This window comes from Nostoc sp., from assembly GCF_036917575.1.
Lineage (GTDB): Bacteria > Cyanobacteriota > Cyanobacteriia > Cyanobacteriales > Nostocaceae > Nostoc.
Genome location: NZ_JBALDC010000045.1, coordinates 11,309 through 37,286 on the forward strand (window position 1 = coordinate 11,309; position 25,978 = coordinate 37,286).

Below are 25,978 nucleotides of genomic sequence, written 5' to 3' on the forward strand. Positions count from 1 at the left end.
TTTAACTAAACTGCTGGGCATAAAACCGCGCATAGCGACGCTCTAGGGCTAATAATTCTTCATGGGTTCCCGATTCGACAATTTGACCCTGTTCGAGAACTAAAATACGATCGCACCTCTTAACTGTTGATAAACGGTGAGCAATAATAAACACCGTTCGTTTTTCCATCAATCTTTGCAGCGCTTCCTGTACCAATGCTTCTGATTCGGAATCTAATGCTGATGTCGCCTCATCGAGAATCAATATTCGGGGATTGAGCAAAACAGCACGAGCGATCGCAATTCTTTGTCTTTGTCCACCAGATAAGTTTACCCCACGTTCGCCTACCCAAGTCTTATAACCTTCTGGTAGTTGGCTAATAAACTGATGGGCATTCGCAATTTTCGCCGCCTCTTTAACTGCTTTTATGTCAAAAATATCTTGTCCAAAGGCGATATTTTGGGCAATTGTCCCCGAAAACATAATGGTTTCTTGAGGAACAATCCCAATTTGTCGCCGCAGACTATGTAACTTCACATCCCGAATATCAACATCGTCAATGAAGATTTGACCAACTTCAGGATCGTAAAAACGGGGTAAGAGATTCACAAATGTAGTTTTTCCAGCACCAGAAGCACCCACAAGAGCGATCGCTTCACCTGGCGATACTAATAAACTGATATCTTTTAAAACAGGTTCGCCCGGTTTATAGGCAAAAGAAATATGACGATATTCTACTTTGCCATTGACTGGAGAAAGAGCGATCGCATTTATCTTTTCGATCACCGTTGGCTGAATTGCCATCAATTCAAAAACGCGGTCAACAGATGCTTCACCCTGCTTAAATTCATTGTAATTATTAGTAGTGTGACCAATGGGATCAATTAACAGCGCCGCCGCCGCCAGATAACTAAAAAAATTTGCCACTGTCAAGTGGCCTTGGGAAATCTGCCACGCTCCTACAATCAGTAACAATAAGGCACTTAAAGCTTCCAGAAATCCGATAATCGGAATTTGAATTGCTTTTAGACGTTCGGCTGAGTATTTTGCTTTGAGACTGCGTTCTGCTTCATGACCAAAGCGAGCAATTTCGTAATTTTCGGCAGCAAAAGCCTGTACTAAACGAATACCGTTGAAAACTTCCGCAAGGATGGCTGATAAACCCGACACGCGATTTTGACTTTTTAAGGAATATTTGCGTAAGCGTTCACCAAACCAACTGACTAAAATACCTATTAATGGTGCAACTATCAGTGTTGCTAGTGTCAGTTGCCAATTCAAGTAAATCATGTAAATAGGAATTGCTAGCAACTGCAAAATGCAGGGGATAAAGTCGTGAAATCCTTTATTTACGACTTCGCCAACGCGGTCAACATCTTCGGTAAGGCGATAAGATAAATCACCTGCTTTTGCCGTTTCAAAATAGCTGAGATTGAGCTTTTGGAGATGAGCGTATACTTGCTGGCGAAGATGAAAAGCAACTCTTAAAGCTGCTTTTGCCATGTACATATCTTGTATAGATTGAAATAAGCCTCTCACCAGAAATACTAAGGCACAACTGCCAGTTATTTGAGCGATCGCGACTACATTACCTTGGGCAAAGGGAGTTGCCAATTTCCCAGCGAGATTAATTAATACTAAAGTCGCCAGTACGTATCCTGATATACCAATAAGTCCCTTGGTAATGGTTTGCCACTGGAGCCGGATATAAGGCAGTAGTTGCCAGTAATTAGAACGGGTTTTCAAGCTTGAAGATCCACAACAATATTGTTTGACGCTAACAGCTTTTGGCGAGTTTCTGAACAGTTCACCAATTAGTTACAAACTGTTGTAGTATTAAATTCAAAAGAATGTTACACAAATAACTAGTTTAAGTACTAAAAGTATATCTTCTTATAGATGCTAGTTTTTTAGTATTTATTAATACTTGTATTAAGATTTGAGTATTGCTTACAGCCACGCTTCATAGTTTTGCAGGTTGAGCAACATGGATGTAAATAACTTTGACCAGCAGATAGAGGAGTTGCGATCGCGGGTAAGGGGAATATGGCAGCGCACTGCAACTCAACCGAACTCACACCAAGAGCTAATAATAGAGGCTTTCGATGAACTCCAAATAGCAGTAGAAGAACTATTAGCTGCCTCTGAGGAGTTAGAGGAAACAAGAGTAGCAGTAGAGAAAGAACGCCAGCGTTACCAAGAATTATTCGATTTTGCGCCAGATGCTTACTTAGTAACTGATGCCACAGGAAAGATCCTAGAGGCTAACAATGTAGCAGCAACCATGTTCTGTATGGCCCTAAAATATCTGGTAGGTAAACCATTAATTCTGTTTATTGCTCAACAAGATCGGCAGTTTTTTCGCTCCCAGATAAATAATCCACGGCAGATACAAGACTGGGTAATTGATTTAAAGCCACGCTTCAATAAGCCCTTTCCTGCTAGTATCAGGACATCTCCAGTATATGACTCACAAAAAAAGTTGGTCAGCTGGCGTTGGTTGCTGCGTAATATCAGCGAAGCTAAACAAGCACAAGAACGAGTGGCAAAACGTACAGAGGATCTGGCAAAAGCAAATGAGCAATTGCTGAGTGAAATTACAGAGCGTAAACGAGCCGAGTCACAACTGCTGCACCTTGCGCTTCACGATGTACTGACGGGCCTGCCAAACCGCACTTTATTTATGAACCGCTTAAAAGATGCGGTCGATTATTCCAAACGGCATTCAGATTATCTGTTTGCTGTTTTGTTTATAGATTTAGATCACTTTAAGTTGATCAACGACAGCCTGGGACACGCATTGGGAGATCAATTACTGTTTACCGTAGCTCAAAGGCTTCAAGAATGCTTGCGCTCTGTAGATATAGCTGCGCGCCTGGGAGGAGACGAGTTTATCATCTTGCTGGTGGGAATTAAAGATGTACTAGAAGTGGTAGCGGTTGTTAAACGAATACAAAAGAAACTGGCACTTCCAGTAGTTTTAGGCGGGCAAGAAGTTTCTACTACAGCAAGTATTGGCATTGCCTTAAGCATAACAGGTTGTCAACAACCAGAAGATTTCTTGCGTGACGCCGATATTGCCATGTACCGAGCTAAGACACAAGGTAGGGCGTGTTATGAGATTTTTAACACTGATATGCATATTCAAGCAATGGCACACTTGGAGTTGGTTAACGAGCTACGCCGAGCCATCGAGCTTCAAGAGTTTCAGGTTTATTATCAACCGATAGTGTCACTCAGTAGCGGCAGGATAACTGGTTTTGAAGCGCTTGTGCGTTGGCTACATCCAAAATACGGCATTGTTTTGCCAGAGTATTTCATGTCAACTGCCCAAGAAACCGGGCTAATTATCCTGATTGAGCAATGGGTTTTGTATGAGGCATGTAGTCAGATACAACAGTGGCAAGAGCAATTCTTTTCTAACTCTAAGGGTCTGCCTGAGTCTCCTTTGAGTATTAGTATCAATCTTTGTAGTACTAGATTCAGCGAAGAAAAGTTACTGCCGCACATCAACAAAGTTCTACAAGACACTGGACTTTCCGCACCAAGTTTGACGCTAGAGATTACAGAAAGCGTAATTATGGAGAACGATGATAAAGCCATTATCAGACTAAAGCAACTGAGAAATTTAGGAATTAAGTTGGCAATTGACGACTTTGGTACGGGCTATTCCTCATTAGGTCGTCTCCACCACTTTCCAATTAATCAGTTGAAGATAGACCGCTCTTTTGTTAGCGGGAGCATTTTTGATCATGGAAATTTAGATATCGTTCAGACAATTATTACATTGGCACACAAATTAAGTGTGGATGTGACTGCTGAAGGAGTGGAGACAGAAGAACAACTAGCAATGTTAAGAAATTTGAGTTGTGAATATGGGCAGGGATATTTTTTCTCTCATCCATTAGATAGCTCTGAGGCGGCGACATTAATTATGGCAAATCCTCAGTGGTAATCCGCCAAGAGCAACAGCGAAATCTGTCTTTTATCAGGATGAGATTTTGGTAGATAAAAAATTAGCCCCCTCCTTACTTTTAAGGAAAGAGCTAAATAAATCTGAAAATTTAATTACGAATTACTTAATATCCGCCTTCTTCTTCGTATTCTGGCTGTCTTTCCTTGACTTTCTTAGGAATATTCACTGGCTTTGGCGCATCTTCCCAAGCATCGCCCTCTACGTCGTCATAATCATCGTATTCGTCAACATAAGGCTTGTTGTAGGGCTGGGCTTCATATTTTAGCGGCTGCGGTTGTTGATACCTGTCGCTGCCTGTTGCCTCGCTCCAGTTATCTTCTTCCTCATCTTCTTCGTATTGAATAGATTCATACTGCTGTGCTTTCATTACCTGACGCCGTGGCCTTTCTTCTTCCACATAGTCTTCTGTCCATTCTTCTTCCCGCGCTACGGGTTCAGGGGCACGAACTTTTTGCCTGGGTGGCTGCAATGGCACTCCACTAGGTAGTTGATTAGCTGGTGCAACTTGGCGCGGTGGAGTATAGCCGTATTCTTCTTCTACATCTCGCTCCCACGGCGCTTTGCCGATACCCAGGCGCTCTAATAAACCGACTGTCAACTGGTTTACTCGTTCTTCGGCTCCCTCAAACACAATCAACCGATTGGGGCCAGTGCTGACAATTTCATCGACTGAGAACTCGTAAGTACTCAAAAATTGGTCGGGAATTTGGGGCAATCCTAAAGAAGCAATGACTATAGATTCAAGCTTCCCACTCTCGCCGTTAAACTTGAAGCCGCGAACTTTGCCTAAGACTTCACCTGTTTCTGTAATTACTTCCCAGTTAATTAAATTACTGAAAGATTCAACATCAATATCTTCAATGACATCTTCGTTATCAACCAGGATGACATCACCAATCTGGCTGATGTTGTTGAGGTACATATAGCGCGGTATGCCCGAAATGGAGATCAGGCTGTCTCGCAAACCAAGAGCCACAACCTCTCTTTGATCGATATCAACCCAGACTTGACTGATGATGCCTAGCCGCTTGCCGTTGTCGCGGGTAATCACCTGGGTATTTAATATGTCGGAACGCCTAATTATCTGTTCGGAGGTCATTCTATACCGAGTCCTGATCTCGAATCCGGTTTGTCTATACACTATTATTAACAAAAACTCAAGCAGATGTATTGGATGATTGTAACTTAATCCCCAAAACTTGAGTGTAAGCTCCTCGTGCTTGAGTAACGCCAATTGTGCGTTCGGCTGATTCTATCATCGGACGACGCAAACTCACAACTATAAATTGCGCTTGTTGTGACTGTTGTTTAATCATTTTAGCTAATCGCTCTACGTTTGCCCCATCTAGAAACATATCTACTTCGTCAAAGGCGTAAAATGGCGATGGGCGGTAACGTTGCAGAGAAAAGATAAAGCTTAAGGCTGTAAGTGATTTTTCTCCCCCAGACATAGAAGCTAGGCGTTGTACGGGTTTACCTTTGGGGTGAGCGACTAAATTCAATCCACTATTAAAGGGATCTTCGGGATTTTCGAGTTGCAGGTAGCCGTCGCCGTCGGAAAGGACGGCAAAAATTGATTGAAAGTTTTCGTTGACGGCATCGAAAGCTTCTTTAAAAGCAAGTTGTCGCAATGTGGTAAAGTTTTCAATCCGCAAAAGTAATTCGGTGCGTTCCCCTTCCAGTGTCTCTAATTTTTGTGTGAGTTCTTGGAGACGGTTTTGAGTGCGTTCATATTCTTCCAACGCCAGCATATTTACAGGCTCCATTGCTTGTAAGCGTTTGGTAAGCGATCGCAATTCTTTCTGCAATTCCTCTAAATCTACTTTATCTGGAACTTCTGGCAAGGGATTTGGTAATTCTGCTCCCACATCTCGTAATTGAGTTTGCAGTGCAATTAGTTCCTCCCGGCGCTTCTCTTGGGTTTCTTGGAGTTTTTCGATTTCCCATTCCAATTGTTGTTGGCGTAAAAGATGCGATCGCACTTCTTGTTCTGTAGCGTCGCGTTTTTGTTTCTCTTCTCCCAAATTTTGCTCCATTTGACTCAACGATAAACGGGTTTGGGTGATTTGCTCGTCTATGGTTGTGATTTGTGTGGAGACGCGATGAATCGCGTCTCTACAAGAGATTTGTTGGGTTTCGTATTCTGCAATGCGCGTTTCTGCTTCTTGGATTTTTTCTTGCAAACGTTGTTGCTGATTTTCTAAATTTTTTAATCTTTGTTCAGCTTCTCTTAACGCCGTCTCTCGTTGTTGCAATTGTTGCTCTTGAATTTTAATTGTGGCTTGGATTTGTTGCCATTCACTGGGGGTTTGGGATGCTTCTAACTCTGCTAATACGTGTCGCAATTGTTGCAATTCGCTTTCTTGTCCTGGTAATTCCCGCTCTAAAATTTCTAAACGTGATTGAGCAGTGGCTAACTTTTCACTGTTTTGGGCGAGTTGCGATCGCGTCCCCTCTAATTGCGTTGTTAAATTCTTAATGTCTTTTTGCAACTGTTCCAATTGCAACTGCTGTTCGCGCCGTGCTTGACGTGCTTCGGCGAGTTCCTGAGTCAGTTTTTTGGTTCTAGTTGACAAAGTAGCGATCGCCTCTGTACAACGCTCTAAAACTCGCTCAATATCCACCAAGCGACTTTTTAAAGCGATCGCTTCATCAGATTCTGCGGCTTCACCCGTACCAAACCGCAGCGCTGAACGCTGGGTGTTGCTACCACCAGTCATTGCACCGCTAGTTTCCAGAAGTTCCCCGTCTAAAGTAACGATGCGATACAGTCCTAAATTTTTCCGCGCCGCCTCTAGGCTGGCAAAAACTACCGTGTTACCAAAAACATAGCTGAATACATCTTTGTAACGGCGATCGCAATCAACTAAGTTAACAGCATAGTTAACAAAACCGCTAGCAAAACGCAGCGTTGCATCTTGGGTAAATTTGGGAGCGTGAACTTTATTCAGTGGTAAAAAAGTCGCCCTCCCTGCACGTTTTTGTTTGAGCAGTTCAATCCCGGCTGCGGCGATCCCGTCATCTTCCACCACAATATGTCCCAGGCGTCCACCAGCAGCCATTTCTAAGGCTAGCTGATGGCGGGGTTCCACCAGTCCCAACTGCACAACTAAGCCGCAAACACCAGGCATTCCTGATTGTAAAATAACTTTACTAGCTTGGGTTCCTTGGACTTCTTGCTGTGCTTGCGCTTGCGCCTCGATTTTATCCAACTGGCGTTGTTTTTCTCGTTGTTCAAAAAGTAACCGTTTTTGGGTTTCCTGTTGGATTTGCAGTTCTTGCTCTGTAGCTGAGAGATTTTGGGCTAAATTTTGGATGGGTTCGTTAGAGGTGTTAAATTCCGTTTCAACTCCACTACACTGAGTTTGTTTTTCTGCTAATAGCGGTTCGTCGCGTTCAATTAACTGGGTTTGCTCTTGGATCAGCCGCTGTAACTGATTATTGCGTTCCCTGAGTTGGGCTTGTTCGGTGCGTTGCGGTTCTAGAGTGTGCAGTAAAGCTTCAATTTGACGGTTGAATGCCGTTTGTTGCTGCACCCACGCTTCTGAAGCTGAGGCGATTTCTGCTGCGGCTTGGCGGGAAGTTTGTAGCGCTTGCTGTGTTTCATCCCTTTGTTGCTGACAATAGACAATAGATTGCCCCTCTACAATTTGTGTTTCGGCAATTTCTTCTAGGGAATGACGGTGTTTTTGAATCTCTTGCTGAGTTTGAGCTAGACGTTTTGCAGTTTCTTGGGAAGCTGTTTGTAATTCCGTTAGCTGACGCTGGAGTTGTTTACGTTCTGCTTCTTGGGTGGCGAGGGTAGATTGTACTGCCAAAAGTTCATCTTCTCCCAATGCTTTTACGTGGGCATTGAGTTGTTCAAGTTGATCTGTTTTTTCAACGATTTGGGAATTTAGGTTTGTGAGTTGGGTAGTGAGTTCACTAAAATTGCGATCGCCTGTTTGAATTTCGTTAACTAACTTTTCTTGTTGTGCTTGTAGCGATCGCCATGATAAAACAGCTTCCCAAGATTGTTTAGCGAGAAATTCCGTGCGGAGTTTTTGATATTTCTCAGCTTTCGCCCGATCTTGGGAAAGGCGATCGCGCTGTGCAGTTAATTCCGTTTCAATAATCCGACAGCTATCTTCTTTTTCCTTCACCTCGTCTAAAGTTGATTTGGCTTGGATAATTTTGCGATCGAACGCCGCCACCCCAGCTAATTCATCAATAATTTCCCGGCGTTCCCGCCCATTCATCGAGATAATGCTGGTGACATCCCCTTGCAGTACCACATTGTAGCCTTCAGGATAAACCCGGAGATTACTTAGTTCTCCGTGTAATTCTGTCAATGTGCAAGGTACACCATTTATATAATAATTCGATGTGTAAGTCCCTTGGTGAGTTACTCGTAGCCTTCTAGTAACACTCCATTCAGTTGGGGACTGGCGACTGGCGACTGGGGAGTGGGAATTCTCCAGTTCTTCATCTACTTCCTCCCTTTGTGGCTTTACATCTTTGTGTGAGATTTCATCGGACAAATCAAATGTCACTGTGACGCTAGCCTCAATCGAAGCACGTCCTTTAGCCGTTTGAGTATTATTTACCAAATCCGGTAAACGTTCGGCTCGCATTCCCTTAGAACTGGAGAGTCCCAGGCAAAAGAGCAGTGCATCTAAGATATTAGACTTACCCGAACCATTTGGCCCAGATATGACAGTACACCCCGGTAGCAAAGGGACAGAGGTAGTGCCACCGAAGGATTTGAAGTTCGTAAGTTCCACGCGCTTGATGTGCACCATAGGCGCTGGTTCCCTGGGCTAATGAAGAACAAGTGTATCAACTTATTAAAAATTCGCAAGAGGGTAAAGACGATAATTGAACACGATCGTAGACGCGTTGCGGTGAACCTGCAAGCTTTATCCGAAGGCTTAACGCAGGCGATCGCTCAGTTTAGGGCAAAAATTTTGATATCGCAAACTCATCATCAAAATTTTCCCAGAGCAGATAATATCATGTATGACTGATTACTTGTAATTCAAAAATCTCTACATTTGCGTGTCTTTGCGTCAGTCCTAATTACAACTATTCAACCGGACACAATCTCAAAATAGTTTAAGTGCTAAGGATAACCAGTTGGTATAGTTTTAATCATCTCTTCTGTATCTGTCGTTGTCAGTTAACCGTGACAACGAAGCGTTGCATTTTTATCTTAGGATATAACTAGTTTGAAATAAGCTCAAGACATTCTTACACCGTAATGTGACCTGCTAAGGAACATAGGGCAGCAAGGTAAAAAAGTAACTTAACCAAATGGTAAAGGATATTAAAAGCACCAAATGAATTTATAATATAGTAATCTTTACAATTGGAAAAACGTAGAAAGAAAGTCTTCTTTACTACTTAAATCTGCTGTCTGTGATTTGATTCTTAACCCCCAAATATTTGTAGAACTTAGTAATGAAGAGATTAATTAAAGGTCTGCGCGAATTTAAATCTAGCTATTTTTCGACACATCAACAATTATTTGAGCAGCTTTCACACGGTCAAAAGCCCAGGGTCTTATTTATTACCTGTTCTGATTCGCGTCTCGATCCAAATCTAATTACACAAGCCCAAGTTGGTGAATTATTTGTGATTCGGAATGCAGGTAACATCATCCCACCTTATGGGGCAAGTAATGGCGGTGAAGGTGCGACAATTGAATATGCTGTTCAAGCTTTAGATATTCGCCAAATTATTATTTGTGGTCACTCTCATTGCGGTGCAATGAAAGGATTAATGAAGTTACACAATCTCAGCGATGAAATGCCGCTTGTACATGATTGGCTTAAATATGCAGAGGCAACTCGAAGGCTAGTTATAGACCACTACAGCCACTACGACGAAGAAGAATTGCTAGAAATTATGATTGCCGAAAATGTTCTTACTCAAATTGAGAATTTGCGGACATATCCAGTGATTCACTCTAAGCTTTATCAGGGAGAACTCAGCATTTATGCTTGGATTTATCACATTGAAACAGGAGAAGTTTTCGCATACGATCCCCAGAAGCACGCTTATGTTCTGCCCCAAAGTCAGGTTGCAGAATTAGAATTAGATGAGTCCTTTAAGGCTCAAGCTCCAAATACTAACATAACAGTAGGTTCTCCTCGAAACCAGCAGAATGATGTTCAACCTTATGAGAAACAATCTGTTTCTCCATTTGAGTGGTTTCCAATGAGACGCCTATCTCCAGAGCAAATGGAGCGAATTTATCGAGGTTCAAATAATAATGGAAGTTGAGAGATGAAAAAGTATAATTTCAAGCATCCTATTATAGGATTGAGGGTGATTTCTTTGACCTTATTTACTCAACTAAAAACCACTACATAAAGCTACTCAATTAATATCAACTACCCATTACTTACTTTTATTTAAGTAAGTAAAAAACAGAGACTTGCACAGATGTAAGTCTCTATTTGGTTTTCGTGCCAATGCTAACTGAAAGCTTCAGTTATTCTTTTAGGACTTTTTTACAGTATCAACTTTTGCTTCTAGCTTCACTGTCTTCACACCTGGAATTTCTTTAGCCAAAGTTTCAGCTTTCTTGAGTTCTTCAACAGAAGCGGCTGTACCTTTGAGGATAATTTCACCCTGTTTGTTTTCAACTTGTAACTTATTGCCTGGTAAGCCTTTATTCAACTTTTCACTAACTTCAGTTTTTAAATCGCTCTTAACTTTGGTTGCTGCGGTTTTTTCAGAATCGGTTTTAACTTTAGTACCTGTACTAGCTGCTAAAGGAGTAGTTTGTGTTTCTGGAACTTTGAGAGTTTGATTTGTTTGGGAAGCTGGTTTCGCTGGTACTTCAGCAGTTTCATTAGTTGTACTAGGAGTTTCCGAACCAGTTTTAGGAGCTTCTTGGCAGCCAAAAGTACCAATTACCAAAATACCACTAACTACTAATAGAATTAGCTTTTTCATTGTCTATCTCCGAATTGAGTACTTGAAGCGGTTAATTGAGATGTGTGTGATGGTGAAGAGCAAATTTAAAAAAACAATTAAAAGTGAAGTAACAAAAATGCCTCAGCAATAGCTCAGGTTACTGAAAATTGAAATTTGGACGATTTCTTGAAGCTAAGATTTTGCGTCCAGTTTTGAGAAATACCAATTCAATTTTCCTGACGGCTACTAACCAGATGCATACAATCTATTGCTCTTTATGAATTTAACGTAGATGCTGAGTAACTCTTTCGATGGTAGACGATGCCACCCCACAGTGGTGACTCGATGTTATCAGATTTGAATCAATTTGGCGATGTCTATGACGAATTTCAAACTTCAGCCTTTTTGCAATCCTATGCCAGCAAACTCACCAACAAAATGTTACTTTATAAAACTATGGCTTACTTACAATGCCTTAAATATCAGGAAATATTAACCAATGCCCTACCTTACTTCGGTTAACGAAATTTTTGCAATTGTTACTGAATATACCAATGCTAAAACATTGTGGATAGATACAGAAGTAGCTGACTATAAAAGTCGTAATCCCCGGTTATCGGTGATTCAGGTATTAGATAATCCTCAAGATATGAGTGGCGATCGCGTCTATGTTTTAGATGTTTTAGATCAGCCTCATATTGTAGCTGAATTTATTGAAAAAATTATGATAAATTCTGCAATTGAAAAAGTTTTTCATAACGCGAGTTACGATCTAAAATTTCTCGGTAGCAAGAAAGCCAAAAATATCACTTGCACTTTGGAAATGGCTAAAAAAATTCCCTACTATCTATTGCCATTACCCAACTACCAACTCAAAACAATCGCTACAGCGCTTTGTAGCTTCAACAATATCGATAAACAAGAACAAAAAAGCGATTGGGGAAAACGCCCTCTAACTGAAGAACAGATAGAGTATGCTTACTTAGATTGTATTTATCTGGCTCAAATCTACTCAAACTTATTAACATTACAAGCCCAAGCCAGCCCCGATTCCGTAACAGAAGATTTAAAAACACTAAGTACTATATACTCACAAATTGAGCAGCAATGCAAGTTATTGAATTCAGAATCTGAGCATTTGCAAGAACGTATAAAAAAAGCCATGCAAGCTCAGAATATATCTGAAACTTCTAATTACAAACTGACTAGCTATGAACGAACCACAATCAAAGCTACTTTTACAGAATTGGCAAGGCTAGCACAAAGTGAAGGTATTAATTTAGATTTTCCGATCGCACTAACTCAAAAGCTCCAAAAAGATTTAGGGCAAAATTTAGAAAAACTCTCTGTAGATATTGAAAAAAGCACCTCTTGGCGGCTAAATCCTAAAACTCAAGAGAGCGATATCGAGGATGAATGAATTGTCTAATATCAATTCGTAATTCGTAATTCGTAATTCGTAATTAATAAAGCTAGACTATATCTGGGTTTTAATATGTTACTTTATTTTAAAAATTGGTATAAATAGCTACAAAAACTAGAGTTTATGGAGTTTTTATTAAGAAAAATCTTCACATTTATTTTAAAAAAGAAAGATGTTATTGTTCATAAAATTATTGTAAAGAAATACAAATATGACAATAGCAAAAAGCCAAAGTGACAAGTTTTATACTTTATATTTCCAGCAAGTTATTTAAGATAACTATTAAATAAATCTTTGGAATATAAAGTAAATTTATTAATTGACTTTAAATCTCTATCAAAAGGTAAGAACTCAGAAGTCAGAATTCAGGAGTCAGAATAGTTAAAGAATCAGAGTCAGATTTGGTAAATGAATATCTTATTAATACTAAACTCCTTAGAAAATCTGACTTCTGACTCCTGGGTGCTGAATTCTTACATCAAAAGTTAAAATAACTATTGAGTGAAAGAATTAAAATTTATATTTTGGCACTAATTGCGTTCAGGTGTTTTGGCAGTTTATATTAAATTATGAAACGGCGTTTATTTAGACAAAAGCTACCAAAGGTAAATCAAGTATTTACCATAGCTGTTTTTACTACATTGACCGCAATTAGCAGTGTTTCTTGCAGCAAGAATGACAATGTTTTAGTGACAGAAATAGGAGTCACTCAACCTAATCGTCGTTCAGCTACAACTTCTGTTGGTGGAGAATTCTATCTTCAGGGAAAGAATCAGCATTTAAACGGCGACTTACAAGCTGCGATCGCTTCATACAGTAAGGCAATTAGTCAGAATTCTCAATATAGCGCTGCTTACAATGCGCGGGGATTAGCCTACTTTGATTTGGGAGACAAGGAAAAAGCGATCGCAGATTACAATCAAGCACTCCGCATCAATCCTAACGATGCCGAAGCCTACAATAACTTGGGGAATGCCCGCGCCTCACTGGGAAACAACAGAGAAGCAGTTAAAGATTACAGTGAAGCGATTCGCCTAAATCCTAACTATGCCGAACCCTACAGTAACCGGGGAAATGCCCGCGCCACCAATGGAGACAAAAAAGGGGCAATAGACGATCTTGACCAAGCAATTCTCCTTAACCCCAAATATGCGATCGCTTATAATAACCGAGGAAATGCCCGTGCTGCCAATGGAGATCCTCAAGGTGCGATCGAAGATTACAATCAAGCCATTCGCTTCAATCCTAACTTTGGCCCTGCCTACAATAACCGAGGAAATGCCCGCGCCGCTAATGGAGACAAACAGAGGGCACTTAAGGACTTACAACAAGCAGCAAGCATTTTTCAAAGTCAAGGTAACAACGACTTATACCAACAAGTGATGGATAACATCAAAGAACTTGGACAGTAGGCAAAACCAACCTCTATGGGTATAAAAACCTTAATTTTCTCTTAATCGCACAGAGGTTGGCTTTGTTTGTGTAGCCGCGAATTCCATTCGCCCTGAGTTCTAAGTTTAGGCTTGTTTATGCGTTGACAAAATCACATCCCAGAACCAATGTGAATGCGATCCTCAACTTCCGCAAATTTTTCTACTGCCAGTTGTTCAGTACTCAATAGTGAAACGATAATCGCCACAATAAACGCCAGTGGGATACTGATTAATCCGGGATTTTTTAGAGGAAAGGGTGCAGAAGCGTGCTTGAGAATCGTTACTTGAATAGTAGGTGACAAATAAATCAGCACTAAAGAAGAGACAGTACCTACTAACATACTTGCAACTGCACCATTAGTAGTGAAGCGTCGCCAAAGCATTGATAAAAGCAAAGCTGGGAAGTTTGCACTCGCAGCGATCGCAAATGCTAAACCTACCATATAAGCTACGTTTTGTCCTTTAAACAAAATACCCAGAAATATTGCCACTAATCCCAAAGCCATTGTCGCACCACGAGCCACCTTCAGTTGTTCTGACTCGTCAGCATGACCAGATCGCACCACGTTCACCCACAAATCGTGGGACAATGCAGCTGCACCTGAGAGTGTCAACCCAGCGACAACTGCCAAAATAGTTGCAAAGGAAACAGCCGAAATAAAACCTAAGAAAGCATCACCACCGAGAAATTCTGCTAACATCGGCGCAGCCATATTACCACCAGTACCGATTTGCTTAATCGCATCTTGACCTACTAGCACCATTGCTCCAAACCCCAAAATGAAGGTAAGGAGGTAAAAAACGCCAATAATAGCTGTGGCGTAAGTAACAGAAAGCCGCGCTGCTTTAGCGTTGGGTACTGTGTAGAAACGCATTAGGATGTGGGGTAATCCAGCAGTGCCGAACATCAAAGACATACCTAAAGAGATCGCATCAAAGGGATCGGAAACTAGTTTGCCTGGAGCTAATACACCTGTATATTTCTCAGATGCAGCAGCTAAAAGAGCGATCGGGTTAAAATCAAATCGTGCCAGTACCAAGATAGCTAGTAAGACAGTTCCGCCAAGCAACAAAACTGCTTTGATAATTTGTACCCAAGTGGTGGCAATCATCCCGCCAAAAATCACATAAGCCATCATCACACAACCGACGATGACCACAGCTAATTCATAATCAAAGCCAAACAGTAGTTTGATTAGTTCCCCAGCACCTACCATCTGAGCAATTAAGTAAAAGCTAATTACTACCAGCGTTCCAATTGCAGAGGCAATACGTACAGGTTTTTGCTGCAAGCGATAAGCCACTACATCAGCAAAAGTGTATTTACCTAAGTTACGTAACGGTTCGGCAATTAGAAACATAACAATCGGCCAGCCCACCAAGAAGCCGATAGAATAAATTAAGCCGTCAAAGCCGTTGAGTGCCACCAGCCCAGTGATACCTAAAAAGCTAGCTGCACTCATAAAGTCTCCTGCTAGGGCTAGCCCATTTTGGAAACCGCTAATATTACCGCCAGCTGTGTAGAACTGTGCCGTATTTTTGGTGAGCTTCGCCGCCCAATAAGTAATGCCTAGAGAACTGGCAACAAACAGAAAGAAGAAAGCGATCGCTAATGGGTTAAACTGACCAAGACTGGTAATATCCGCCGCTAGTGGCAGATCGAACCATACACTATTCATGCTTTTTTTGGTTTAGTATTTTGAATTTGGGACTAGAAATTGCTAATAGCTAATTCACTTACGTGTTAGCCTTGCGATTTGGTCATCGTAACTGCTATTTGCCCAACGCACGTAAACAAAAATTAATACCCATGCTGAGACAATTACTAACGCTCCTAATAAAATTCCCAGGCTGAGACCAGGAACTATTAATGACCCCAGCAGCGGCTTATTGAACGCGATTAATAAGATAAAGCCGAAGTAAATAAACATCATGGCTCCACTGAGAATCAGGGATATCCGCCAACGTTCAGCGGCGAGAGCCTGGAGAGCCTTTGTGCGATCGTTCATGTCTTCCTTTAGATTGAGAAGATTAGGTGAGATTGTCTCATTGAAGCTGATTTCTGCGTAATTTTCTTAAAGATTGTTAGTAAATTTATTGCTATATCAGGTGATAAAATTAACTTTGCAAAGTTATATCTCAAAATAACAAGACAATAGCGACTCTATTTTGAGTCAGAGAAACATAAAATTATAGATGCAGTTAGACACAAATAAAGCCGAGCTATTCGGTAATTTGTAATTGTGTTTATAATAGTATTTTTTATAATTAAAAATTTAAATACCTAGCTCATTAATTAAATTTTATATATTAAAAAATAAAATAAATACGTAGTCCCTACCAGGCTTTAAAATTCTTCAAGTGTATAACTTGTTATTCCACTGATGGGGCATTACCAAAATTTATTAAAGTATATTTATCGAAACTAATGATAAGCAGTTGCCACATATATTTTTAAGTAAAAATACTGAATAATATTAGATAGTAATTACTTCAGTAATCTTAACATTGAAGTTAGTGGATATGCTTAGTTACCTTAAAGGCACAACTTGAGTAGCAAGATTACTGTGTTTAATCTAGAAGATTTTTTTTACCTTTCATCTGACCTGTTTTGTATCATCGACCAAGATGGTTTTTACCAGCAAGTGAATCCAGCATGGGAACAAGTGTTGGGATGGAAGGCAGAAAACTTAATCGGGCATCCGTGGCTGGGATTAGTGCATCCAGAGGATATCACAATCAATTATTTGCCAACGGAACCACTGCAACTGTTGCAGTGGGAAAGCCGTTATCTTCATAAAGATGGTAGTTATCGATGGTTGTGTTGGAGTTTATCAACTTCTCAAAAAGGACTCATTTATGCAGTAGGTAAAGACATCAGCCAACAACTGCGGCGAATAGAAGCGTTGCAAACTGAACGGGAAAGCCTTTATAACCTACTCAATCAGTTACCAGCTTTTCTCTATCTGCAACCTAAAGATTACGGGGTGGGATTTTATAACCAACGCTTCCGCGAGGTATTTGGAGACCCGACAGGGAAACGTTGTTACGAAGCGATCGCCGGATTAAAGCAACCTTGTCCTCAATGTCCCACCTTTCGCGTTTTTGACAGTAATGCTCCGCAACTTTGGGAATGGGTGGATAGTAAAACAGATCGGATATATCAGATTTACGATTATCCATTTAAGGATATGAATGGTAAACCGATGGTTGTGGAAATGGGTTTAGATATTACTGCTGTCAAAAAAGCAGAGGCTGCTTTGCGACAAAGGGAGCAGGAATTAACTCTAAAAAATCAACAACTTCAAGAAACCCTTGAACAATTACAAAAGACCCAGGCACAACTAATTAAAACAGAAAAAATGTCTTCTTTGGGACAATTAGTTGCGGGTGTAGCTCACGAAATTAATAATCCGATTAACTTTATTAATGGCAATATTACTCATGCTAAAGAATATATCCAACAATTGCTAAAAATACTACAGCTTTACCAAAAAGAATATCCTCATCCAACACCAGTGATTCAGAAAGGAATAGAAGCGATCGAGTTAGATTTCGTCATTCAAGACCTACAAAAATTACTAAATTCCATGCAAATAGGAAGCGATCGCATTCGCAACATTGTACTGTCGTTGCGGAACTTCTCACGATTGGATGAAGCAGAAATGAAAGCAGTGGATGTTCATCTTTTGTAGTACAATTGTATTTCATAAATATTCAGTCGTGTAGGCATCGCTTGATATATCTGTTCTTAATCGGTTGAAATATGCAATTCAGAGGAACAGCAAGGAACCAGCACGTTATTTTTTCGCAAATTCAGGCTCCGGGTTTGAAATAATCGAAGAGGCGATCGCCTGAATCTGCACGAATTAATGCTACAACTACATCTGGTAAGGTGGCTAAACTGGGGTAAACGAAATAACGCGGTTCCCAACGAGGGCGGAATTTCTCCTTGTAAGCGTGCAGTCCCTGGAAGTTGTAAAAGCGATTCAAATGGTCGTAAAGATAGTGCAATATTTTTTCCAAGCCGCGTGATTCGGGGTTGTCTCCAACTCCAGCAAGGGCTGAAAGACCAAAATTAAAGCTGTCGTAACCACCCTCTTTAAAATGCTGGAGTAGGGAAATAAATAGAAAGTCCATTGTGCCATTTTCAAGAGATGAGCGATGTCGCATCATGTCAATAGTTGCTTCGTTAAGTTGGTACTCCGGGATAATATTGGCAAAGGCGCTAATCTGACCTTCGGGATTATATACCACAGCAATTTCGCACTCTCGCAGGTAAGCTTCGTCAAACCAACCCAAAGAAAATTGTTTTTCTGAACCTTGTGCCATTTTCAACCATTCATCACTCACAGATTTGAGCCGATGCAATAAATCATTGTTGATGGGTGGTTGGTGAAAGTCGATTTGGTATCCTAGCTTAGTTAAACGACTGATTGATGGTCTAAAGTTTTTACCAGCTTTACCTTGTAATGTAAAACTTTTCAGGTCAACGATCGCTTCTTCTCCAATCTTGAGTACCTTATACCCCAACGATTTATAAAGCTCAACATCATCAGGCATGGTTTGGTAAAAGCCAGGATACCAGTCATTACGCTGGCAAAACTGCTGGAAAGCAATAATTGTCTCTTTGCGGTCTTCAATGGGGCCAATGGGATCTCCTAAAGCGATCGCGCCCCGTCCTTTGGGAACATAAGCAATTACACTGTTACCCGAAGGACTGAAATAATAACTTTTATCATTTAAGAGTGTCAGCGCTGCTAAAGAAGAACATCCATATTGCTCGACAATTTCTTTAGCTCTTTGTTGCTCATTTGTAGTTGCTAAATTCCGCCAAAATACAGGTTGCAACAGCATTACTATTGCATAAGTAATAGTAGCTGCGGCAATAACATAGATAGAATTCGCAAAAAATTCTCCAAATTTGCTTTTTGGTTGCAGTCCCCAATTATCCTCGGTGAAGAACATCGCCAAAGTCTGAACTATCGCTTCCCGCCAATTAAAATTCTCGGAAAATTTGCCATCTAACAAGTAAAATCCAATAGTTCCGTATGCCAGGGTAAATAATAAAGCGCCTATCAAAACTCTAACTCCCCGTGCAATGGAAGGACGGTCTGATTGTGCCGTGAAAAAATGGCGCATCAAAATTAATTGCACTAGCAAAACTCCTGAGAGTAGACTTTCTTCATAGTCCAGTCCCTTCAGTAAGTGGCTGCAAATAGAAATTACTAGTAGAGCAATGGTTAGTAACCAGGCTATTCTTTTTCGGCGTAATAAATTAGTAGCAAGTGTTAGTAAAATAAATCCAGTTAATGCTGCAAATATATGACCACTAGCACGAACATCAAATGGTAAAAATTCTTTTAACCAGTGATTCCGTCCATACAGGTTAGGTGTCACGGCTGATAATAAATTTACTACTCCGACTAAACCTGTTAGGAAAGCTGCACTCCAAAGTCCAATCTGAGTTTTTAAATTATTAGTCATTTGTCATTTGTTATTTGTCATTTGTCATTTGCTTTGGAGTTAAAACTCTTAACTCCTATACAGATGCGATTAATCGCGTCTCTACTCTGACTTTTTAAATTGTTCTCCGACATAGGATAGTGAATCTTTAAGATGTTTGTGAAAGTAATTCCAACCTATATCTGCACCAGACAAACCATGACCTCCAGGAAATGCATAAAATACGTGAGCAATGCCTAATTTATTTAAGATTTCGTTGAAAGCTTTAGTAGAAGCTAGCAAATTAGTATCGTTCACACCTGCATCTAGATAAACACGTAATCGCTTCCTATGTTGAACTGGTAGCTGTTGCACAATTTGTTGAGGACTATTTTGTGAGCCGCTATCATCAGTAAAGTAACCGCTATGGCTAAACAAAATCTGAAAGTTGTTGAGATAGCGTAATCCGATATTAAATGCACCCCATCCTCCAGAAGATAGACCTCCTAGCGCCCAAAATTGGGGTTGTTCCAAAGTGCGGTAGCGCGACTTGACAACTTGTACTAATTCTGAGCCAATCAAAGTTCCCACTTTGCCATTCGGTCCATCAAAATAATCGGGGTCGTATAAAGGACTAGAACCGCGATTATCATTACCATCAGGTGTAATTACAATCGATGGCGGTAATTTCCCACTTTGATAAAGTTCATGCAATACGTCTAAAAGTGCATATTTATCAGCATACGCACGAGCATCATCATGACCTCCGTGTAGTAAAAATATCACAGGGTAGCGTTTTTGCGGATTTTTGTTGTAACTAGGTGGCAAAATCACGCCATAGTTACGGACTGCACCCATTGCTTGGGAGTTAAAGGTTGCTAATTGAAATTTTAGCCCAGTAGTTGCCTCTTCTTTGGGTGGGTCTAGTTGTGGCGCACCTAAGATGAATACATAATAATAACCAGCGCTAGTAAGGAGTGCGATCGCTCCTGTCAAGCTAATTAATAATTTATTAATTTTCATATTCTTTATATTCTTTTAACTTTTAAAAAAATCACCTCCATTAGAATTTACTATAATGAATATTTTGAAAAATGGCAGTATAGTTTTTCACCTTAACTTTTAAGTATCAACTGGTCGGCAAAATAGTATTATTTCTACTGGTAGCCCGTCAAGTTGAAATTGATAGGCAAGTAAGTTCGTAGTAAAGACTTTAATTCTTAATTTTCTAAGCACTAAAGTTTTTACTACAAACTTCTCATTACTATAGCAGTCCTAAATCATTTGTAAAATATTTTTGGGGTTGGTCGTCATTAGTCATTAGTCATTTGTCGTTTGTAATCATAAATTGACTAATGACGCGTTGACGGCTGACAGCAGGGTAGGACAAATAAACTAAGGGATCTTCCAACTAAAAAAATACCCACCGCTTTGGTGAGTAGGGGAAGCAGGGGAGAAAGAATCTAATGCTCGTCTTCGCTCATTATCATTAAATAATTTAATTTCTGGAAGTTCCCAATAACGACCATAACAAAAATTTTCACAATTTTATTAGAATTGCTATAGCTTGACAAAGCATTAGAGATTTTCAATTATTTTTAGTATTTTTATTTTGATTAATACTTAAGTTTCTCTTCACCATATTTGCTGTTTCTGAAGCTCGAAATTGTTCGCCGACAAATGTTAAGGAATTTGCTAAATGTTCCCGCCAGTATTTCCAAGTGTGACTGCCAGGAAACTGACGAAATGAATTATAAATTTTCAGATGATTTAGGACTTTACTAAATCGCTCTGCTTCACCGAGTTCATCAGTATCTGATGTGCCCGAATCTAGATATATTTTCAGCTTTCTTTGAGCTTGTGGAGGAATGGTTTTAATATAAGATATTGGGCTATTTGCTGGGCCGCTTTTATCTTGAAAATAGCCACTATGACTAAATAAAATTGAGAACCGATCTAGGTTGTGTAATCCGACATTAATTGCTCCCCAACCACCAGAAGATAAACCACCTATCGCCCAAAAATCTGGATTATTTATTGTACGATAACGGCTTTGGATGACTTTTACTAATTCATCGCCTACGGCTGTAGAGATTTTACCATTAGGGCCATCGATATATTCGGGATCTCGGTAGGGACTAGAGCCACGCTTGTCGTTGCCATCTGGTGTAATGATGATGCTGGGTGGCAACTTACCTGTAGTATAAAGTTGTTCTACAGTCTTGAGAGCTTGTCCCTTACTCTGAATAAACCAACTACTGGGATCACCATGTCCACCGTGTAAGAGAAAGATTACAGGATACCTTTGTTTTGAGTTTTGCTCATAGCCAGGAGGTAAAGAAACGCCATAAGTGCGACTTGCATCCATTACTTTACTATCGTAAGTTTCAAATTTATAAGTTAGAGGAGTCGCCAAGTTGCTAGGCTGGGTTGGAAGAACGGAAGGCATTGTTTGTAAATCTTGCTGTTGCGGTGGTTTTGCGACGACACCTTGGGAAAAATTACAGCCAAATAGGGTTAATACTGAAAATAACAAGAAAATTTTAGATTGTTTGTAGTTCATTTTTGAAAAGTATTGGTTAAACAGAACATTATTAAGTAATTGGTGCTTGTTTTCAAAAGTTTATGCAAATAATATGTCGATACTGTGTCAACAGGATGGAAACTTTGCGACTGGTTGTAAATTAAAAGTCAAGAGTTAGGATAAGTTTCTTCATAATGCTTAAAAAGCTGCAATTCAATTTGAGTTCTTTGTTTGGCTTGTTACTGCTGGTGCTTTCCCTGTGGGCGATCGCTAATGAATTACATCAGTATAATTATCGTGATATCCTCAACTCTCTAGCTGCTATTCCCAAAAGTCGCTTAAGTTGGGCAATTTGGCTGACAGCTTTCGGCTATCTAGTGATGATTGGGTACGATATCTTAGGTTTTAACTACATTAATCGTTCCCTAAGTTGGAATAAGATAGCTTTCACTAACTTTATTAGCTCTGCATTTAGTAATACCATCGGTTTTGCCTTGCTAACTGGCAGTGCTATCCGTTATCGATTTTATGCTAGTTGGGGAGTATCAGCAGTGGCGATCGCTCAAGTAATTGCTTTCGCCAATTTTACTTTTTGGTTGGGGATGTTTGCTGTTGCAGGTTTCTTATTTATCATCAACCCCCTCAAGATTCCCACTCAATTACATTTACCTTTTGCTACTGTGCGTCCCATCGGCGTAATTTTTTTACTATTAGTTGCGGCTTATTTACTAGGAAGTATTTTTATTAAACAACCATTAATAATTCGTGGATATGAATTTCGATTTCCTTCTTTTAACATATCCCTAGCTCAAATAGCAATTTCTAGTTTTGACTGGATTCTGGCGGCGGCAGTTCTTTATGCTTTACTTCCTAGCAATATATCTTTGTCATATCTAGACTTTTTAGGCATTTATTTACTAGCGATGTTTGCAGGTGTGATTAGTAATGTCCCTGGAGGTTTGGGAGTATTTGAAACTATAATTTTGCTGATTCTTTCTTCAAAAGTTTCGGCGGCGGTAGTTTTGGGTTCAATGTTAGCTTATCGGGGAGTCTATTATTTCTTACCTTTGCTGATTGCGGCAGGTTTGCTGGGAATATATGAAATTAAATTTAGAGTCAGGGATTAGGTTTTTATAACGCAAAGGGATGCAGAGGTAAGCGCAAAGGTACACAGAGGTTTTGTTGGGAGTCGTTCCTTAATTTTTTTATAATTTATTTTGTTAGTTGTTCTTCATCACTTGTTTAGAGGCTGTTAGACTGAGAACCATAAGTAAAATTTCGTATGTTTTGGCGAATTTATGGAGCCAGTATCACTGACAGCAGCTGCGATCGCCACTTTGGTAATCACCAAAGCCTTTGAAAAAACTGGTGAAATCATCGGCGAGAAGGCTTGGGATGAAGGTGAAAAGTTGTTAGTTTTGCTCAAACGCAAGCAACCTAGCACGGCGAAGGTTATTGAACAGGCTAAAACGCAACCTTTAGATTACAATCAAGCTTATCTTATTGGGCAGCAGGTAGAGGAAGCGGCAAAGAAAGATCCTGAAATTGCTTAAGCAGTGGAAGCTGTAGCTAATGAGGCACAACCTCAACTTACGAACACTATTATTGAAAATTGGCAGGGGATAAATATTAAAGGTGGAACTAATACCATTTCTGGTAACACCTTAAACTTCTGACTACCGTCGCCCGAACGGGAACGGGTAAAGTTAAATCTCTCTACTGGAATACCGCAAAATTTGCCCCTGAGTGGGGTGGTGGAATTTGTCGGGCGTGAAGAGGAATTGCAAAACCTCCACCAACTTTTGCAGGATAATAAACAAGTTGTGATCGCAGCTATTGCCGGGATGGGTGGAGTTGGTAAAACAGAACTCGCCCTGCAATATGCCATCCAGCAACGCGAAATATATAACGGTGGGCTTTGCTGGTTGCTGGCAAAAACTGGGGATGTGGGCATTCAAGTTGTGCAGTTTGCCAGAACGCAGTTTGATTTAAAGCCACCAGAAGATTTTGATTTACTCGCCCAAGTACAATACTGTTGGCGGCGTTGGCGTGAAGGTGATGTGCTGCTAGTGCTGGATGATGTAAGCGATTACGAGCAAGTTAAGCCTTATTTTCAGTCCCTACCATCTCGGTTTCAAGTGTTGATGACTACACGCCAGGAGTTGGGACGCATCGCACAGTTATCTTTGGATGTGCTGCAACCAGAAGCGGCGCTGGAGTTATTAAAATCTTTGCTTAAAGAAACACCAGAGCGAATTGAGCGAGAATTAGCTTTAGCAAATCAGTTGTGTGAGTGGCTGGGATATTTACCTTTAGGCGTGGAATTAGTGGGGCGCTATCTGGCGCGGAAACAGGATTTATCTTTAACAGAAATGTTGCGGCGGTTAGAGAACAAGCGATTAGATGAGCGTTCTCTCTCTAAATCTAAGTTGGAAGACGACATGACAGCACAACAAGGTGTGTTAGCAGCCTTTGAGTTGAGTTGGCAAGAATTAAAGGACGACGATAAACAATTGGGTTGTTTATTGAGTTTATTTGCAGCCGCACTCATACCTTGGAAGTTGGTGGAACAGTGTTTACCAGAGGAAGATGCCGAAGATTTAGAAGAAATTAGAGATGATCGCTTGCTGAATCTGCACTTACTCCAACGCAAAGGTAAGGGAATTTACCAATTGCATCCACTATTGCGGCAGTTTTTCCAATACAAGTGTACAGGTTTAGAAAAGGCAGAAGAACTTAAGCGATCGCTTTGCCGGGTAATGATAGCAGTTGTTAAAAATATTCCTCAAACTCCCACCCTTAAACAAATCACCGATGTCACACCTGCAATACCTCATTTAGCTGAAGTAACGAAAAATCTCATTCAATATGTCAGTGATGATGATTTAATTTGGGCTTTCACCAGTAATGCTAAATTTTACAGTGGTCAAGGTTTATATAACCAAGCTTTACCTTGGTATGAGCAGTGTTTAGAAGTCACTAAAAAGCGCTTGGGTGAAGAACATCCAGATGTCGCAGAAAGTCTTAACAACCTAGCGTTTCTCTACGACTGCCAAGGTAGATACAGCCAAGCCGAACCCCTTCACATCCAAGCTTTGGCACTCTGGCGCAACCTGCTGGGTGAAGAACATCCAGATGTTACACAAGGTCTCAACAACCTAGCGTTTCTCTACGACTGCCAAGGCAGGTACAGCGAAGCCGAACCCCTTTACATCCAAGCTTTGGCACTCAGGCGCAAGCTGCTGGGTGAAGAACATCCAGATGTCCCAGAAAGTCTGAACAACCTAGCGTTTCTCTACGACTGCCAAGGCAGGTACAGCGAAGCCGAACCCCTTTACATCCAAGCTTTGGCACTCTGGCGCAAGCTGCTGGGTGAAGAACATCCAGATGTCGCAGCTAGTCTTAACAACCTAGCGGTACTCTACAACTTTCGAGGCAGATACAGCCAAGCTGAATCCCTTCACATCCAAGCTTTGGCACTCAGGCGCAACCTGCTGGGTGAAGAACATCCAGATGTCGCGCTTAGTCTCAACAACCTAGCGTTTCTTTATTGCTCTCAAAGCAGATACAGCCAAGCTGAACCCCTTTTCATCCAAGCTCTGGTACTCTATCGCAAGCTGCTGGGTGAAGAACATCCATCTGTTGCACTTGGTGTCAACAACCTAGCAACACTCTACAACTTTCAAGGCAGATACAGCGAAGCCGAACCCCTTCATATCCAAGCTTTAGCACTCAGGCGCAAACTGCTGGGTGAAGAACATCCAGATGTCGCAGTTAGTCTCAACAATCTGGCAAAACTGTACTATTTACAAGAACGCTATACGGAACCTGAACCATTGTATCTGCAAGCATTGGAGATTTGTGAGCAACGATTAGGGGTGAATCATCCCTGGACTGTTAAGTGTCTTGAAAATCTAGCAAATCTTCGCGATCGCCTCCCCCCAAATCCAGAATAAGCTAGTTTTGTGCAAAGCGTACAGTGATAAAACTGAAAAGTGCGTTAGCGTTCGCGTTGGCAAAGCCTCTCGAAGAGAAGCTCACCGAAGGTATCGCCTAAACTAAAATTCATATTGAACTAAGTAAAAATGCGATTTTATTTACTCAAAATGAGCTTTCACTTACTCAAAAGCAGCTTTTGCTTTCTCATTTTGGTGTTTTCCGCAAGCAAAATAAGCTTTGACTTACTCAAAAGCAGCTTTTGCTTTCTCATTTTAGTGTTTTCCGCAAGCAAAATAAGCTTTGACTTACTCAAAAGCAGCTTTTACTTTCTCATTTTGGTGTTTTCCGCAAGCAA

The 25,978-nt window shown here is 40.6% G+C and carries 18 protein-coding genes and 2 pseudogenes; 11 read left to right on the forward strand and 9 right to left on the reverse strand.

Annotated elements, in window-relative coordinates:
* Nucleotide 1: 1 nt before the first annotated feature.
* On the reverse strand, nucleotides 2–1,726 hold the full coding sequence (locus V7K79_RS11740) for an ABC transporter ATP-binding protein (RefSeq protein WP_335047770.1): 1,725 nt from the start codon (nucleotides 1,724–1,726) through the stop codon (nucleotides 2–4).
* Nucleotides 1,727–1,967: 241 nt separating this feature from the next.
* On the opposite strand from V7K79_RS11740, the gene V7K79_RS11745 reads away from it, so the two are divergent.
* The gene (locus V7K79_RS11745) at nucleotides 1,968–3,935 is read left to right on the forward strand and encodes a putative bifunctional diguanylate cyclase/phosphodiesterase (RefSeq protein WP_335047772.1); all 1,968 of its coding nucleotides are present in this window, start codon (nucleotides 1,968–1,970) and stop codon (nucleotides 3,933–3,935) included.
* Nucleotides 3,936–4,059: 124 nt separating this feature from the next.
* Here V7K79_RS11745 and V7K79_RS11750 read toward each other — a convergent pair whose 3' ends face one another.
* Together V7K79_RS11750 and smc are read right to left on the reverse strand one after the other, a co-directional pair.
* A complete protein-coding gene (locus tag V7K79_RS11750) occupies nucleotides 4,060–5,055 on the reverse strand; it encodes a PRC-barrel domain-containing protein (protein ID WP_335047774.1) in 996 nt (331 codons plus the stop codon).
* A gap of 58 nt (nucleotides 5,056–5,113) precedes the next feature.
* Complete coding sequence (gene smc / locus V7K79_RS11755; RefSeq protein ID WP_335047776.1) at nucleotides 5,114–8,737, reverse strand: chromosome segregation protein SMC; 3,624 nt, start codon at nucleotides 8,735–8,737, stop codon at nucleotides 5,114–5,116.
* A 21-nt stretch (nucleotides 8,738–8,758) separates the two neighbouring features.
* Here smc and V7K79_RS11760 point away from each other — a divergent pair, with 21 nt between their 5' ends.
* Together V7K79_RS11760 and V7K79_RS11765 are read left to right on the forward strand one after the other, a co-directional pair.
* A complete protein-coding gene (locus V7K79_RS11760; protein ID WP_335047778.1) occupies nucleotides 8,759–8,962 on the forward strand; it encodes a hypothetical protein in 204 nt (67 codons plus the stop codon).
* Between the two features lie 433 nt (nucleotides 8,963–9,395).
* Nucleotides 9,396–10,220, forward strand: coding sequence for a carbonic anhydrase (locus V7K79_RS11765; RefSeq protein ID WP_335047780.1), 825 nt, complete (start codon nucleotides 9,396–9,398; stop codon nucleotides 10,218–10,220).
* Nucleotides 10,221–10,439: 219 nt separating this feature from the next.
* On the opposite strand, the gene V7K79_RS11770 is transcribed toward V7K79_RS11765, so the two are convergent.
* A complete protein-coding gene (locus V7K79_RS11770; protein WP_335047781.1) occupies nucleotides 10,440–10,898 on the reverse strand; it encodes a BON domain-containing protein in 459 nt (152 codons plus the stop codon).
* A gap of 282 nt (nucleotides 10,899–11,180) precedes the next feature.
* On the opposite strand from V7K79_RS11770, the gene V7K79_RS11775 reads away from it, so the two are divergent.
* The 3 genes from V7K79_RS11775 (at nucleotide 11,181) to V7K79_RS11785 (ending at nucleotide 13,694) form a co-directional block, all read left to right on the forward strand.
* Nucleotides 11,181–11,381, forward strand: coding sequence for a hypothetical protein (locus V7K79_RS11775; RefSeq protein ID WP_335047783.1), 201 nt, complete (start codon nucleotides 11,181–11,183; stop codon nucleotides 11,379–11,381).
* Nucleotides 11,359–12,279: a ribonuclease D gene (locus tag V7K79_RS11780; protein WP_335047785.1), complete on the forward strand. Its 921-nt coding sequence runs from the start codon at nucleotides 11,359–11,361 to the stop codon at nucleotides 12,277–12,279. Before V7K79_RS11775 ends, V7K79_RS11780 begins: the two co-directional genes overlap by 23 nt.
* Before the next feature lie 572 nt (nucleotides 12,280–12,851).
* Complete coding sequence (locus tag V7K79_RS11785) at nucleotides 12,852–13,694, forward strand: tetratricopeptide repeat protein (protein WP_335047787.1); 843 nt, start codon at nucleotides 12,852–12,854, stop codon at nucleotides 13,692–13,694.
* A gap of 131 nt (nucleotides 13,695–13,825) precedes the next feature.
* Here V7K79_RS11785 and V7K79_RS11790 read toward each other — a convergent pair whose 3' ends face one another.
* Nucleotides 13,826–15,394 (reverse strand): sodium:solute symporter family transporter, encoded by a 1,569-nt coding sequence (locus V7K79_RS11790; RefSeq protein ID WP_335047788.1) that lies wholly within the window; start codon nucleotides 15,392–15,394, stop codon nucleotides 13,826–13,828.
* A gap of 54 nt (nucleotides 15,395–15,448) precedes the next feature.
* Nucleotides 15,449–15,724 carry a DUF485 domain-containing protein gene (locus V7K79_RS11795; RefSeq protein WP_335047791.1) on the reverse strand — a complete coding sequence of 92 codons (276 nt, stop codon included), beginning with the start codon at nucleotides 15,722–15,724 and terminating at the stop codon, nucleotides 15,449–15,451.
* A gap of 558 nt (nucleotides 15,725–16,282) precedes the next feature.
* On the opposite strand from V7K79_RS11795, the pseudogene V7K79_RS11800 reads away from it, so the two are divergent.
* Nucleotides 16,283–16,597, forward strand: a pseudogene (locus V7K79_RS11800) (PAS domain S-box protein); the annotation flags it as partial.
* Nucleotides 16,598–17,005: 408 nt separating this feature from the next.
* Nucleotides 17,006–17,401 (forward strand): annotated as a pseudogene (locus tag V7K79_RS11805) (sensor histidine kinase); the annotation flags it as partial.
* 130 nt (nucleotides 17,402–17,531) lie between these two features.
* Here the strand turns inward: V7K79_RS11805 and V7K79_RS11810 are convergent.
* The 3 genes from V7K79_RS11810 to V7K79_RS11820 all read right to left on the reverse strand — a co-directional run bounded on the left by V7K79_RS11810 (nucleotide 17,532) and on the right by V7K79_RS11820 (nucleotide 21,723).
* Nucleotides 17,532–19,202 (reverse strand): phosphatidylglycerol lysyltransferase domain-containing protein, encoded by a 1,671-nt coding sequence (locus V7K79_RS11810; protein WP_335047792.1) that lies wholly within the window; start codon nucleotides 19,200–19,202, stop codon nucleotides 17,532–17,534.
* An 81-nt stretch (nucleotides 19,203–19,283) separates the two neighbouring features.
* On the reverse strand, nucleotides 19,284–20,183 hold the full coding sequence (locus V7K79_RS11815) for an alpha/beta hydrolase (RefSeq protein ID WP_335047794.1): 900 nt from the start codon (nucleotides 20,181–20,183) through the stop codon (nucleotides 19,284–19,286).
* A gap of 565 nt (nucleotides 20,184–20,748) precedes the next feature.
* The gene (locus tag V7K79_RS11820; RefSeq protein ID WP_335047796.1) at nucleotides 20,749–21,723 is read right to left on the reverse strand and encodes an alpha/beta hydrolase; all 975 of its coding nucleotides are present in this window, start codon (nucleotides 21,721–21,723) and stop codon (nucleotides 20,749–20,751) included.
* Nucleotides 21,724–21,878: 155 nt separating this feature from the next.
* Here V7K79_RS11820 and V7K79_RS11825 point away from each other — a divergent pair, with 155 nt between their 5' ends.
* From V7K79_RS11825 to V7K79_RS11835, 3 genes are all read left to right on the forward strand, one after another.
* On the forward strand, nucleotides 21,879–22,811 hold the full coding sequence (locus tag V7K79_RS11825; protein WP_335047798.1) for a lysylphosphatidylglycerol synthase domain-containing protein: 933 nt from the start codon (nucleotides 21,879–21,881) through the stop codon (nucleotides 22,809–22,811).
* 171 nt (nucleotides 22,812–22,982) lie between these two features.
* A complete protein-coding gene (locus V7K79_RS11830; RefSeq protein WP_335047799.1) occupies nucleotides 22,983–23,237 on the forward strand; it encodes a hypothetical protein in 255 nt (84 codons plus the stop codon).
* Nucleotides 23,238–23,420: 183 nt separating this feature from the next.
* The gene (locus tag V7K79_RS11835) at nucleotides 23,421–25,640 is read left to right on the forward strand and encodes a tetratricopeptide repeat protein (RefSeq protein WP_335047801.1); all 2,220 of its coding nucleotides are present in this window, start codon (nucleotides 23,421–23,423) and stop codon (nucleotides 25,638–25,640) included.
* The last annotated feature ends 338 nt before the right edge of the window (nucleotides 25,641–25,978 follow it).